The organism is Bacillus sp. SIMBA_026 (genome assembly GCF_046535335.1).
Lineage (GTDB): Bacteria > Bacillota > Bacilli > Bacillales > Bacillaceae > Bacillus > Bacillus velezensis.
On sequence record NZ_JAWRWX010000003.1, the window covers coordinates 355,739 to 368,082 of the forward strand.

The 12,344-nt window shown below is 45.2% G+C and carries 13 protein-coding genes and 1 pseudogene; 6 read left to right on the forward strand and 8 right to left on the reverse strand.

The features are described 5' to 3' along the window. Nucleotides 1–2: 2 nt before the first annotated feature. Complete coding sequence (locus tag SB847_RS18030) at nucleotides 3–1,238, forward strand: HAD-IIA family hydrolase (protein ID WP_007409543.1); 1,236 nt, start codon at nucleotides 3–5, stop codon at nucleotides 1,236–1,238. 188 nt (nucleotides 1,239–1,426) lie between these two features. After that, a complete protein-coding gene (locus SB847_RS18035) occupies nucleotides 1,427–2,389 on the forward strand; it encodes an arsenic resistance protein (protein WP_410578248.1) in 963 nt (320 codons plus the stop codon). 58 nt (nucleotides 2,390–2,447) lie between these two features. Here SB847_RS18035 and SB847_RS18040 read toward each other — a convergent pair whose 3' ends face one another. Beyond that, the gene (locus tag SB847_RS18040; RefSeq protein ID WP_410578249.1) at nucleotides 2,448–3,497 is read right to left on the reverse strand and encodes an NAD(P)-dependent alcohol dehydrogenase; all 1,050 of its coding nucleotides are present in this window, start codon (nucleotides 3,495–3,497) and stop codon (nucleotides 2,448–2,450) included. 158 nt (nucleotides 3,498–3,655) lie between these two features. Between SB847_RS18040 and SB847_RS18045 the strand changes: the two genes are divergently transcribed. Further along, nucleotides 3,656–4,060 (forward strand): MerR family transcriptional regulator, encoded by a 405-nt coding sequence (locus tag SB847_RS18045; RefSeq protein WP_094296424.1) that lies wholly within the window; start codon nucleotides 3,656–3,658, stop codon nucleotides 4,058–4,060. A gap of 224 nt (nucleotides 4,061–4,284) precedes the next feature. Continuing rightward, complete coding sequence (locus SB847_RS18050) at nucleotides 4,285–5,574, forward strand: Na+/H+ antiporter NhaC family protein (protein ID WP_410578251.1); 1,290 nt, start codon at nucleotides 4,285–4,287, stop codon at nucleotides 5,572–5,574. 30 nt (nucleotides 5,575–5,604) lie between these two features. Here SB847_RS18050 and pdxR read toward each other — a convergent pair whose 3' ends face one another. After that, on the reverse strand, nucleotides 5,605–6,987 hold the full coding sequence (pdxR, locus tag SB847_RS18055) for a MocR-like pyridoxine biosynthesis transcription factor PdxR (protein WP_410578253.1): 1,383 nt from the start codon (nucleotides 6,985–6,987) through the stop codon (nucleotides 5,605–5,607). 118 nt (nucleotides 6,988–7,105) lie between these two features. Here pdxR and SB847_RS18060 point away from each other — a divergent pair, with 118 nt between their 5' ends. Beyond that, nucleotides 7,106–7,726 carry an FMN-binding negative transcriptional regulator gene (locus SB847_RS18060; RefSeq protein WP_061861897.1) on the forward strand — a complete coding sequence of 207 codons (621 nt, stop codon included), beginning with the start codon at nucleotides 7,106–7,108 and terminating at the stop codon, nucleotides 7,724–7,726. A 47-nt stretch (nucleotides 7,727–7,773) separates the two neighbouring features. On the opposite strand, the gene SB847_RS18065 is transcribed toward SB847_RS18060, so the two are convergent. Together SB847_RS18065 and SB847_RS18070 are read right to left on the reverse strand one after the other, a co-directional pair. Further along, the gene (locus SB847_RS18065) at nucleotides 7,774–8,136 is read right to left on the reverse strand and encodes a hypothetical protein (RefSeq protein WP_007609693.1); all 363 of its coding nucleotides are present in this window, start codon (nucleotides 8,134–8,136) and stop codon (nucleotides 7,774–7,776) included. A 214-nt stretch (nucleotides 8,137–8,350) separates the two neighbouring features. Beyond that, nucleotides 8,351–9,541 carry an MFS transporter gene (locus SB847_RS18070; RefSeq protein WP_410578256.1) on the reverse strand — a complete coding sequence of 397 codons (1,191 nt, stop codon included), beginning with the start codon at nucleotides 9,539–9,541 and terminating at the stop codon, nucleotides 8,351–8,353. Between the two features lie 261 nt (nucleotides 9,542–9,802). Between SB847_RS18070 and SB847_RS18075 the strand changes: the two genes are divergently transcribed. Further along, nucleotides 9,803–10,381: a TetR/AcrR family transcriptional regulator gene (locus SB847_RS18075; RefSeq protein WP_326150541.1), complete on the forward strand. Its 579-nt coding sequence runs from the start codon at nucleotides 9,803–9,805 to the stop codon at nucleotides 10,379–10,381. A gap of 93 nt (nucleotides 10,382–10,474) precedes the next feature. Here SB847_RS18075 and SB847_RS18080 read toward each other — a convergent pair. The 4 genes and pseudogenes from SB847_RS18080 to SB847_RS18095 form a co-directional block, all read right to left on the reverse strand. Further along, nucleotides 10,475–10,558 (reverse strand): annotated as a pseudogene (locus SB847_RS18080) (hypothetical protein); the annotation flags it as partial. 103 nt (nucleotides 10,559–10,661) lie between these two features. Beyond that, nucleotides 10,662–10,961, reverse strand: coding sequence for a spore coat protein (locus tag SB847_RS18085; RefSeq protein ID WP_410578258.1), 300 nt, complete (start codon nucleotides 10,959–10,961; stop codon nucleotides 10,662–10,664). Between the two features lie 15 nt (nucleotides 10,962–10,976). Then, nucleotides 10,977–11,174: a hypothetical protein gene (locus SB847_RS18090; RefSeq protein ID WP_029974162.1), complete on the reverse strand. Its 198-nt coding sequence runs from the start codon at nucleotides 11,172–11,174 to the stop codon at nucleotides 10,977–10,979. Nucleotides 11,175–11,192: 18 nt separating this feature from the next. Further along, complete coding sequence (locus tag SB847_RS18095) at nucleotides 11,193–12,329, reverse strand: zinc-dependent alcohol dehydrogenase (protein WP_014417028.1); 1,137 nt, start codon at nucleotides 12,327–12,329, stop codon at nucleotides 11,193–11,195. Nucleotides 12,330–12,344 lie beyond the last annotated feature (15 nt).

A 12,344-nucleotide genomic window follows, 5' to 3' on the forward strand; every position in this document is an offset into this window, starting at 1 on the left:
CGATGATCTCCAAGAATTATGATGTATTTTTATTTGATTTAGACGGAGTGATATATATAGGAGATAAAGCTTTACCAGGAGCTGTGGCCTCTTTAAAACGACTCCGTGAAGAAAAGAAAGCCATTCGCTTTTTAACGAATGATCCTTGTGTTACAAGAGAAACGATTGTGAAACGCCTTCATAAACTGGGGATTTCAGCAAGTATTGATGAAGTGTTTACTGCGGGGTGGGCAACAGCTGATTACCTTGTCAGTGAAGGAATAAAGAAGGCATATATATTGGGAAATGACCAACTTAAAAGTGAAATTCAAAAGGCCGGTATTGATCTTACGGAAGATCAGGCGGAGGCTGTTGTCATTGGATGGGATCAAAATATTACATTTCAGGATGTGCATAAGGCAGTAAACCTCATCCGCTGCGGGGCTTCATTTATCGCTGCAAACGGGGATAAAACATTTCCTGCCGCTAACGGACCAGCTCCCGCGACAGGCGCTATAGTCGCGGCTGTTAAAACAGCAGCTGCTAAAGAGCCGATTATAATTGGAAAACCGGCGTCTTCAATATTTGAAAAAGTACTCGAGTCTTTTGAAGATAAAGAGAGATGCGTTATGATTGGGGATACGCCTGAAACAGATATTGTCGGAGCAAACCAAATAGGCATAACTTCCGTATTAGTTTCTGAACAAAATACTTTATTTCCTGCAAAACATGATTTTAGAAATCCGGATGTTGTGATCCGCGATCTGAAAGACTTGTTCGATAATGAAATAAAGGCAGAAGTACGGAAAAAACCGGATTTCCAATGGACAGAACAAGTGAAAGCCGGAGTCGCTGGAATTATAATTAAAGAATCAAGTTCCGTTTTATTAATGAAGCGTGCTGATAATGGTTTATGGGGCATTCCTTCAGGACATGTGGAACCTGGTGAAACAGTTGAACAAGCAATTATAAGAGAAATAGAAGAGGAAACTGGATTAGTGGTGAAAGTCTCTAAAATGATAGGCGTTTATTCTGATCCGAGTTCACAAACCTTTATATACCCTGACGGCAGAGTCAGCCATTTTATTACCAATTGTTTTCAATGTGACGTCATCGGCGGCACTTTGAAAAAGTCCACAGAGGAAGCTATGGAAATCAGATATTTTGATATCCATGAATTACCTGAACATCTCTTGCCGATGCACCCGAGATGGCTGGATGATGCTTTGGAAATGAAAGAGAATGCTTTTATTCGATAAGGAACAGTATGTCAAAAATACTTTTTGGGGGTTATTTACAAGGATTAACGGTTTTCAACCTGTTTTTCTCGGCCGCGTTCCAAAAACACCAAGTGTCACAGACCCTTGGTGTTTTTTAATTCCGGCAGAACCATAATGCAAGAGCGGCAGAAAAAAAGGTATAATGGGCGGGGAAGAGGTGTCAGCCAATGAAAATAACCAGAGAGACATTAGAAAAACAGCAAATTTGGATATATGGTGTGACTCTTGTGATCGGAGGAATAGCGGGGATCGCCGGGAAAGATTCAGGACTTCGCTGGGGATGGACGATATCACCGCTTATCGCTGTTCTCATGTATGCCATGTTTGCCCAAATCCCATTCTTGAAGCTGAGGGAAGCCATGTCAAACCTCAAGTTTATGGCGGCTTTACTGATCGGTAATTTCTTAGCTGTACCTGTCGTTGTATGGATGTTAACCGCCATTTTTCCTCAATCTCCTCCTATATTATTAGGGGTTTGTTTGGTATTGCTTACACCTTGTATTGATTACGTCATCGTCTTTACTCAGCTCGGCAAAGGAAATGAGAGATTAATACTGGCTTCCACGCCGGTTTTGTTCGCCGTTCAGATGGTATTGCTTCCGTTATACCTGTGGCTGTTTATCGGGAAAGAAGTGATAGGAGCTGTTCATGCGGGGCCGTTTCTGGAAGCATTCTTATGTTTAATAGCGGTGCCGCTGCTGGCGGCGGTGATGACTCAATTATGGGCTGATAAGAAGCCGGCGGGAGAAAAGGTGTTGGAATGGACGGCGTGGCTGCCTGTTCCTTTTATGGCTCTGGTTTTACTGGCGGTCGTCGCCACACAAATCGGCAAGGTCATCAGTGATGCTCACATCATTATACGTGTGATCCCAATCTATTTGTTATTCCTGCTCATTATGCCGTTTGTTTCCCGGTTTATCGCATATGCGTTCCGTCTGGATACAGGCGAAGGAAGAGCATTGATCTTCAGCACGGGCACAAGAAATTCTCTCGCAGTCCTTCCGTTAGCACTGGCCTTGCCGGATGCTTGGGCCTCATTAGCCGCCGCTGTTATCGTCACACAGACGATCGTTGAATTGATAGGCGAGTTGGTTTATATAAAAGCGGTGCCCGGCTGGCTGCTGAAATAAAAAATAATTTGAACTGAAAAAAACATACCAATAGATATTGGTATGTTTTTTATGTGAATTATAAAGTTGAAATATCAATGACGAAACGGTAGCGGACATCGCTTTGGAGAACCCGTTCGTACGCTTCGTCGACTTGATTGGCGGGTATCACTTCAATTTTAGGAGCAATGCCGTACTCGGCGGCGAAATCAAGCATCTCCTGAGTCTGCGGAATACCGCCGACGAGTGAACCCGCAATGCTGCGGCGGCCCGTGATTAAGGAGAACACACTGTATGAGTCCGGCTTAGCTGGCGCTCCCACATTTACCAATGTACCGTCAATTCGAAGCAGAGATAAGTAGGCATCTACGTCAAGGTTCGCGGATACTGTATTTAAAATAAGATCAAATCGTCCGGCCAGCTCAGTAAATGTATCCGGATCGCTTGTTGCAAAGTAGTGATCGGCTCCAAATTCAAGCGCTTCGTCTTTTTTGTTCATTGAGCGGCTGAGGACGGTGACCTCTGCGCCTAAAGCGTGCGCGAATTGAACAGCTAAGTGTCCGAGCCCGCCCATTCCGACAATCGCCACTTTTTTGCCGGGGCCGGCATTCCAGTGTTTCAGCGGAGAATAGGTGGTAATGCCCGCGCACAATAGCGGGCTGGCAGCATCCAAATCCAGCTGATCCGGAATCCGGACAACGAATCTGTCAGTGACAACTATTTTCTGGCTGTAGCCGCCGTACGTAGGGTTTCCGTCGTAGTCCAGGTTATTATAAGTTTGAACAACGCCTTTTGTGCAATATTGTTCGTCTCCGTTAAGGCAGTATTCACATTCCCCGCAGGAGTCTACAAAACAGCCGACACCCACACGGTCGCCGACGGCAAATGTGGTGACTTCTTCACCCACGGCTTCCACAACTCCGGCAATTTCGTGCCCGGGAACCATCGGAAAGATTCCGCCGCCCCATTCATCGAATGCACTGTGGATGTCTGAGTGACAAATCCCGCTGTACTTAATATCAATCAGGATATCGTGCGGCCGTAATGCTCTTCTCTCAATCGTCGTCCGTTCAAATTTAGCTTTTGCATGCGGAGCGCTTAATACACGAGTCGGATGATTATTACACATGGTTATCTTCCTTTCCAAGATAAAGTGATGAATCCTCTGTTCGATTTTACTTTAAATGTTAAAGCGGACTTTAAGTCAAGGAGTTTGGTTTATTTTTTTATGAAATGATATTCTATAATGGCACGCTTATGAAGGTTTGAAGGACGGGTGATAAGAATATGAAGATTGCGCAGGCTGCAAAGCAGGTTGAGTTATCAGCCGCGACGCTTAGGTATTATGAAAGTATAGGTCTGATTCCTCCGGTAAAACGCGATGAAAGCGGCATCCGCGATTATGACGAAGATGATGTGAATTGGATTCAATTTATAAAATGCATGAGAAATGCCGGGCTGTCGATTGAGGCGCTGATTGAATATACCGCTTTATTTATTGAAGGAGCCGATCATACGATCGAACCCCGAAAAAACATCCTTATAAATGAAAGGAAAAGGCTGACGGAGAAACAGAGGGAAATTGATGAAACCATAAAACGATTAAACAGGAAGATTGAGGATTACGAAGATATCCTTGAAAATGAAGCGAAACTTAAAAACAGATTGAAAGCTGAATGTATTTCTGAATGAAGAGAAGGTGTCCCGGACGCCGGGCCGCATGAAATGTACCAAGGGAAACGAGCCTTGGTTTTTTTTATTTTCTAAAGAGAGGAAACAAAACAGCTTTTTCTATCTTATCAATCATTACTTATCCTTTTTTCAGCTTGACTTTTTTACTGCAGACTTTTAAAGTGTGAAATGTTGCTTAGACTGTGATTAGCGACTTTAATGCTGAAAAGAGGTGGTTTACCCAGATGAACAATAAAAAGAACCCTTGGGCGTTATTGCCTTTAGTCTTATTCGTAGGGCTTTTTGTCGGCTCTGGTCTGGTGACCGGAGATTTTTATAAATTGCCGATCTTGATTGCCGCGATCATTGCGTCAGCTTTTGCGCTGTTATTTAACCGGAAGAAATCGCTCAATCAAAAAATAGAATGGTTCGCTTCCGGTGCGGGACATCCTGATATTATCATTATGGTTATGATTTTTATATTGGCAGGTGCCTTTGCTTCAGCGGCTGAAGCGATGGGGGCGGTGCATTCAACTGTCAATCTTGCTTTGAGCTTTATCCCGCAGCAGTTTTTGCTGCCGGGGCTGTTTATCATTGCTTGTTTTATTTCTATATCGATGGGAACATCAATGGGCACGATTGCGGCGGTTGCGCCGATCAGCGCGGGTTTGAGCGGCGAGCTTGGCATCTCCGCCGCGATTCCGATTGCGGCTGTGGTCGGCGGAGCTATGTTCGGAGATAATCTTTCTTTTATTTCCGATACGACCATTGCGGCAGTCCGGACGCAAAAAACACAAATGAGGGATAAATTCAAAACGAACTTTCTGATTGTTTTGCCCGCTGCCATTGTGACTGTTATTATCTTATTTTTTATTCCGGCAGGCCACGCCGTCCATACGGGAACTGCATCTTACAGCTGGATTAAGGTGCTTCCTTATATCGCCGTGTTGGTTTTTGCGTTAATCGGTATTAATGTGATGGCTGTCATATTCGGCGGATTGATTTTGACGGGAATCATAGGGTTAGCGTGCGGCAGCCTGACGTTTGATTCTTATTTTAAGGCGATTACGGATGGAATTGCCGGAATGAGCGATCTGATCATCCTGTCCATGCTGATCGGCGGGGTGGTCGGCGTGATGAAACAAAACGGCGGGATCGACTTTTTACTGGAGTTCATCACGAAACGAATCCGTTCGAAAAAAGGAGCCGAAGCCGGCATTGCCGGACTGGTCAGCGTGACGAATCTGGCTGCGGCCAATAATACGATCTCGATTATCGCAGCCGGGCCGATTGCAAAGAATATCGCTGATAAATTCAACATCGACAACAGAAAATCGGCAAGTATTCTGGATATCTTTTCGTGCATGATTCAAGGATTGATTCCTTACGGCGCGCAGCTGTTATCAGCCGGGAAATTCGGGAATATTTCACCAGTCAGCATCCTGCCATACTCTTTCTATCCCGTTTTAATCGGAATCTGCGGCATCGCCGCCATCATATTTGGACTGCCGAAATTCACAAGAAATACGAAATAAAAAAAGGCGCCGTTCGGCGCCTTTTTTCTTTCATGACAACCAAGCATTTCTCAAAAGCTGTACGCCCTGTGTGATCTGATCCGTATCGAGATGGGCGAAACCTAGCTTTATGATCGGCGGTTCGGGTTTTTCGGCAACGAAATAAACGGCGGTAGGATATACCTTCACTCCGTACTGAAAAGCGCGTTCGATTAATGTTTCTTCTGTATAATTCAGGTGAACTCTCACCAATATATACAATCCCGACTGCTCGCCGATGATCGTCACATGATCGCCGAACTGCTGCTTTACATGTGAAATCAAGTGCTGCATTTTTCGCCTGTAAACAATGCGCATGCGCTTAATATGGCGGGTCCATTCACCGGCCTTCATCAATTCAGCCATGGTCAGCTGGTTAAGCGAAGAAGCGGTGCTTTCGAAATGAATAAACCGTTTTTTATACCGGTGCAAAAGGCGATGCGGCAAAACCATATAGCTTATGCGGATGCCCGGAAGAAAGGATTTTGAGAAATTCCCTAAATAAATCACCCGGTCTGATTGAATGGAAGCAAGAGCGGGAAACGGCTGCTGTGTATAACGGAATTCACTGTCATAATCATCCTCAAGAATATAACCCTCTCTATGATTCACCCAATTGATCAGAGTTTGGCGCTGCTGAATGGACATGCTTACGCCGTAAGGGCTGTGATGGGATGGGGTCACATAGATTAATTTTTCCTTCATTGCATGTAATTGAGAAAAATCAGCTCCGTTTTCATAGACAGGCATCGTTTCCAGAGAAAGCCCGTGAAATTGAAATGCCGCTCTGGCACCGTCAAATCCGGGGTCTTCAACGATCATTCCCGAAAAATCCTCTTTCAGAATCCGGCTGAGATATATCAGCATCTGCTGGGTGCTGCTGCCGATGATAATGGAATCCGCATCTGTTTTCACTCCGCGGGATTCCAAGAGATAAGCGGCAATTTGTTCACGCAGGTCTCTCTCGCCGAACGGTTCACCGTACAGAAAGCTTTTCTCTGATGTCAAAACTTGATTGTATAATTTTCTCCATGTTTTGAGAGGAAAATGCTTTTGATCGACGGCCCCGGCGCGAAAATCAATCAGGACCGGCTGAGTTGATTCGGTTTTTTCAGCGTAAACAACATCGTTTTCTTTTTGAAATATAGAAGGTTCTACTTCATTTGCAAAATAACCTTTGCGTGTTTCTCCGCGAATGTATCCCTCCGCTAAAAGAAGATCATAAGCCATCAGCGTTGTATTACGGCTTACCCGCAGGGAATCTGCCAGCTCCCGAATCGAAGGCAGCCGCTCATCTGCCTGAATATTTCCCTGCTCAATCAATGTTTTAAATTGCTCGTAAATTTGTTTGTATTTCGGGGTGTCGCTTCCGAAAGCGAAAATCATATTTTTCATCAGATGTTCTCCTCTGACATGTGTATTTATTCAAAACTGTATCTTTTTAAATGTCAGTTGATATCTTATTATAGCGGAAAGCGCTTTATCAATCCATGTTCAGAGAGGAGAGTTTTGTATGTATATTCCCGCTCCATTTCAGCTGAGTGAAGCTGAAGCGTGCGATGTAATCAAAGAGTATGGTTTCGCAGCATTGTTTTCAACGGCGGAAGGCATGCCGTATGCAACCCACCTGCCATTGATGATGAGTAAGGATAACGAATGCTTATACGGTCATTTTGCATTGCCGAACCCCCAATGGAAAGAGATTGATGGCCAAAACGTGTTAGCCGTTTTTCAAGGGCCTCATTGTTATATCTCGCCTAAATGGTATGAGACGAATCAGGCTGTACCCACTTGGAATTATGTGGCGGTTCATGTTTACGGAGAGGCGGAGCTTTTGGATGAGGAAGAAACCGTGCAGTCGATGAGTGATCTCGTATTGAAATACGAAAGCCCCGACAGCCCGTACAAATTAGAGGATGTCGATGCGAAATTGCTGGCAGGCATGAACAAAGGGGTAAAAGGGTTTAAAATCAAAATCAGCAAAATAGAGGGGAAAGCAAAGCTGAGTCAAAATCATTCAGCCGCAAGACAAGGGCTGGTCGTACAACAGCTCAAACAGATTCCTCATACAAACGAACAGCTCATTTCCGGCTTGATGGAAGAAAACATCAAACGGATCACTGCGAACAACTGACAAGCATATTAAAAACATACCGGCAGCATGCGGTATGTTTTTTCAGGTTATGAAGCTTTTCTCAGGATGAATAACGACTCAAACAGCACATAAATCAACGGCGCCATTAAAATGAAGAAAGAATGAAAAATAGCATACGGTATGAGTAAGTAAACGATAAGTTTCAATAGAATGGTAGACGGTTTATTGAATGTCCAGCGGTTCTTCAAGATATCAGTCATACAAGCTAAAACAAGGCCGACCGTCAAATATCCGGCTGCTATGTACAGATAAATAAAAAGGTAAAACGGGTAAGAAGACAACGGCGGTGTGTCCTCTTGTGTCATTTTTAAACTCACGTAAAAGACTAATAAAAAGCAAACGGACGAAACGAGAGCTAACAAAAGGTGTTTATATAAATACTTCTTCATGTGTTCACCTGCCTATGGCGCAATTATTTCTTAACATATTATGACATGGTTTTACCGCTGCTGAAAGAATTGGAAGTCCGGCTATGTGAGCGGGGCGTAAAGAATCAATATCATCTTTTCATGAATCCGGATTTTTTGTTCGGATGGATGTAAAGAAGAATACACCAAAAAAAGCTGTCAGCTTGGTCCTGACGGCTTATTTTTGGGGAAAGGCTTATTTCTCCGTGGTGAAATAAAGCAATGCGATGACCGGAAAAGCGATTCCAATCCATAATGTGATATTCCACCCGCCTGAGGCGTATGCCCATCCTCCGATTGATGATCCTATAGCACCGCCCAGAAAGAAGATGGCCATAAATAATCCGTTTAATCGGCTGCGAAATTCAGGTGCCAACGAAAAAATGGCACGCTGACTGAGTACGAGATTGGCAGATACACCCATATCCAACAGGATAGCTGCGGCCACCAGAACTGCTATGCCGACGGGGGAGCTGCTCTGAATCATGAGCGGGAGTAATAAAGAAACGATGACAACACCGAGAGCAATTCCGGTGGCAAGCCGGGTCAGGCCGCGATCAGCCAGACGGCCGCCTATCGGTGCAGCCGCTGCACCTGCAATGCCCGCTAATGCATACAGCGCGATTGCCTTTTGAGAAAAATGAAAAGCAGGACCGGACAATAATAAAGGTACAGTCGTCCAGAACAAGCTGAAAGCTCCAAATACAAACGCATGATAAATGGCACGGCGGCGTAGGACCGGAGTCGTGCGCAGCAGCTTCCACATTGAACCGAGTAAGACGGTGTAGCTTGTGTTTGCTGTTGGTTTTCTGGCAGGAAGCACTTTTGATAAGACGATTGCCAGGACAACACTTAACGCGGCGGATAAAGCAAATATGGCATTCCACCCCCATATATCAGCGACCAGACTGGATATCGGACGGGAAAGCATAATACCGAGCAGCAGGCCGCTCATCACATTGCCGACAACCCGGCCGCGTGCGGCGTCTGGCGCAAGGTATGATGCGAATGGAACTAGCACTTGGGCTGCAATTGATCCCGGTCCGATGAAAAACGCAGCGGCTAAAAACAGTGTTCCATGCTTTGCAAATGCTGTCAGTGTCAAAGCGGCTGCGCTTAGAAGGAGCGATACAACGACAAGTTTTTTGTTTTCGATAATGTCTCCCAAAGGGACGAGAAACAGTAAGCCGGCAACGTATCCGATTTGGGTCAGCGTGACAATCAGTCCGGCGCTGCTTGGAGAAAGCCCGATTGCCGCACTAATGAATCCTGCCAAGGGCTGTGCATAGTAAAGATTAGCGACAATGATACCGCATGCCGTTGCGAGAAGAAGGGTTAAACCAGGTGAAATTCCCTGATCTGCTGTTTGTTTGTTTTCTTTAGCCATATGAATGAACTCCTTTTTAAGTGGTTTTTATGATGCTTGATAAATGATTTGCTGATTCATCTCCTTTACGCAGAGGCTTTTGGAGTCTGTGTTTCATCAAGACTTCCCTCAAATTATTTTGTAAACTAAACGTTTAGTTTTTTTGTTATAAACAAATAATATACTAAACGTTCAGTTTTGTAAATGGGTTTCTGTTTTCTTTTTTTATACAGGTTAAGTATACTGAACGTATCGTTTATAATTCGGGAAGGAATGATTCATGTGCAGAGTAAACGAGGACGGCCGCGCGATGAAGGAACACATAAGGCAATTCTTTCTGCAGCGTATGACCTATTGTTGGAAAATGGCTTTGACGCGGTGACAGTCGATAAAATTGCTGAGCGTGCCAAAGTGAGTAAGGCAACGATTTATAAATGGTGGTCAAACAAGGCTGCCGTTATCATGGACAGCTTTCTTTCGACCGCTACGGACAGACTGCCTGTGCCCGATACAGGATCAACAGTGCAAGATATATTGACCCACGCCACGAATTTAGCAAGGTTTTTGACGAGCCGGGAAGGAACCGTTATTAAGGAATTAATCGGTGCGGGGCAGCTGGATGTAAAATTGGCGGAAGAATATCGCACGCGATTTTTCCAGCCCCGCCGCCTCCAAGCGAAAGGCCTTCTGGAAAAGGGAATTCAAAAAGGTGAATTAAGAGAGAATCTTGATATTGACGTTAGCATCGATCTCATTTACGGACCGATTTTCTATCGCCTGTTGATCACAGGTGATGAGGTGAATGATTCTTATGTGCATGATCTGGTGATGAGTGCGTTTAAGGGAGTTCAAGCTACGTGAATAATCGCTCGAATCGGGTGCAAAGTATTTGTGCCTATGGGGCAGAAAATAATGAAAAGGCAGAACAAATTGTTCTGCCTTCTTCGCTCTATTTGCGAACCACCCGGCGGCCGCCACGCACGTATTCACCGCCGCAAGCCCTAATAACAGCCCGAAGAAAGGCTGGAGAAGCTGCAGAGCTGATTCGCGGGAGTTTCGTTGCCTGGGCGCTGTAAAAGGCAGCTCTCAGTTTGAAATACTGAAGCTTGAGTCAGGGGTGCTGTCTCAGCAGCAAAACGATTTATAGGACGGGCAGGTGGAGCGCCGTATCAATATTTTGCAAATTGAGCCGGACTTGTTCATTTGTGTTCCACGGGTGATACCAGCCTTTTTCCATCATATAGCGTGAGATTTGCTCGTGCATGTCGAGGGCTTCTTCTAAGTGCCGGGTGAGGATCGCTTTCACTTCAGGCGTTCCGGCTTCCGTCGCCGCCATCGCATAGTTTCTCACACCGCTTTTTGCCGAATTCAATAAATCCATTGCGACAATTTGGTCTGTCAGCGCATTCATTCCCGTCAAGTATTCAATAATCGGATTCATTCGTCATTCATCTCCTCATTCATGCTGTGCATCAGATAAAATTGAGGCAAATTCCTGCAATTGCCTTGTTGATGTATCCACATCCTGCTGCATGATTTCTTTCAGCTGCGGATCGGATACGAGCGCTTTCATGGTTTTAGATTTCGTCAGACAAAGTGACTTAAAAGAAGCCATCTCCTGAATTTCGAGTAATTCATGTAAGGCGCTGGTCATTTCTGTAGCCTCCGTTCTCTAAGGTTTGAGTACAACTTTAATACAATCATCTGTTTTCGTGTCAAACATCTCATAGCCGTGCTTCGCTTCACTAAGCGGAATGACATGGCTTACAACATCGCCCGGATCAATTTTGCCGGTTGACACCAGTTCAAACATATACGGCATATAGTGGATGACCGGAGCTTGTCCTGATCGGATATTGACGTTTCGCTGCATGATATCGCCAAGGGGAAACCCGTTGTATCTGCCGCCGTACACACCCGTAATCTGGATCGTTCCGCCTTTTCGCACCGCTTGGGACGCGATGACCAATGCGCTCATCGCCCCGCCCTGAAGTTTTAATCCGCTGGCGAGGAACTCAAGATCCGTCATTTTTCCGTCCATGCCGACGGCGTCAATGACCACATCAGCGCCGCCTTTGGTGATTTCCTTCAGGTAGCTGCCCGTATTTTCGTGGTCTTCGAAGTTCACGATTTCCACTTTATTCGTCCGTTTCGCATGCTGGAGACGGTAGTTGACATAGTCTACGGCTATTACGCGTTTCGCTCCCTTTAACCAGCAGAATTTTTGAGCGAAAAGGCCCACGGGCCCGCAGCCGAGAACGATAACTGTATCGCCTTCTTTTACGCCGGCATTGTCAACGCTCCAAAAGCCGGTTGTCATCGCATCGGAAATAACACTCAGTTTCTCATCCGGTTCTTCGCATGTTTCGGGAACTTTAAAATGAGTAAAGTTCGCAAATGGAACGCGCAAATACTCCGCCTGGCCTCCCGGATAGCCGCCGGCATTTCCTGAATAGCCGAAATAAGCGCCTATATCGCCGTTCTCATTTGATTGATCACATTGGCTTTCCAGGTGATTTTTACAATAAACGCATTCTCCGCAGGCGATATTAAAAGGAATAATGACGCGGTCGCCTTTTTTGACTTTCGTCACGCCGGGACCGGTTTCTTCCACAATGCCCATCGGTTCATGCCCGATAATATAGTCTTCCTGCAAATTCGGGATGAGTCCGTGGATTAAATGTAAATCTGATCCGCAAATTGCCGTACTTGTGACTTTTATAATCATGTCATCGTGTTTTTCAATCTTCGGATCAGGCACGTCTTTGACAACGACGTTTTTCACTCCTTGATACGTTACGGCCTTCATGCTGTAATACCTCCA

Bases quoted from the DNA above. Each gene is read 5' to 3' on its own strand.
- SB847_RS18045 (WP_094296424.1), top strand. From the start codon at position 3,656: ATGAAGATTGCGCAGGCTGCAAAGCAGGTTGAGTTATCAGCCGCGACG.
- SB847_RS18085 (WP_410578258.1), bottom strand. From the start codon at position 10,961: ATGAATCCGATTATTGAATACTTGACGGGAATGAATGCGCTGACAGAC.
- SB847_RS18035 (WP_410578248.1), top strand. From the start codon at position 1,427: ATGAAAATAACCAGAGAGACATTAGAAAAACAGCAAATTTGGATATAT.
- SB847_RS18065 (WP_007609693.1), bottom strand. From the start codon at position 8,136: ATGAAGAAGTATTTATATAAACACCTTTTGTTAGCTCTCGTTTCGTCC.
- SB847_RS18090 (WP_029974162.1), bottom strand. From the start codon at position 11,174: ATGACCAGCGCCTTACATGAATTACTCGAAATTCAGGAGATGGCTTCT.
- SB847_RS18040 (WP_410578249.1), bottom strand. From the start codon at position 3,497: ATGTGTAATAATCATCCGACTCGTGTATTAAGCGCTCCGCATGCAAAA.
- SB847_RS18070 (WP_410578256.1), bottom strand. From the start codon at position 9,541: ATGGCTAAAGAAAACAAACAAACAGCAGATCAGGGAATTTCACCTGGT.
- SB847_RS18060 (WP_061861897.1), top strand. From the start codon at position 7,106: ATGTATATTCCCGCTCCATTTCAGCTGAGTGAAGCTGAAGCGTGCGAT.
- SB847_RS18030 (WP_007409543.1), top strand. From the start codon at position 3: ATGATCTCCAAGAATTATGATGTATTTTTATTTGATTTAGACGGAGTG.
- SB847_RS18050 (WP_410578251.1), top strand. From the start codon at position 4,285: ATGAACAATAAAAAGAACCCTTGGGCGTTATTGCCTTTAGTCTTATTC.
- SB847_RS18095 (WP_014417028.1), bottom strand. From the start codon at position 12,329: ATGAAGGCCGTAACGTATCAAGGAGTGAAAAACGTCGTTGTCAAAGAC.
- pdxR (WP_410578253.1), bottom strand. From the start codon at position 6,987: ATGAAAAATATGATTTTCGCTTTCGGAAGCGACACCCCGAAATACAAA.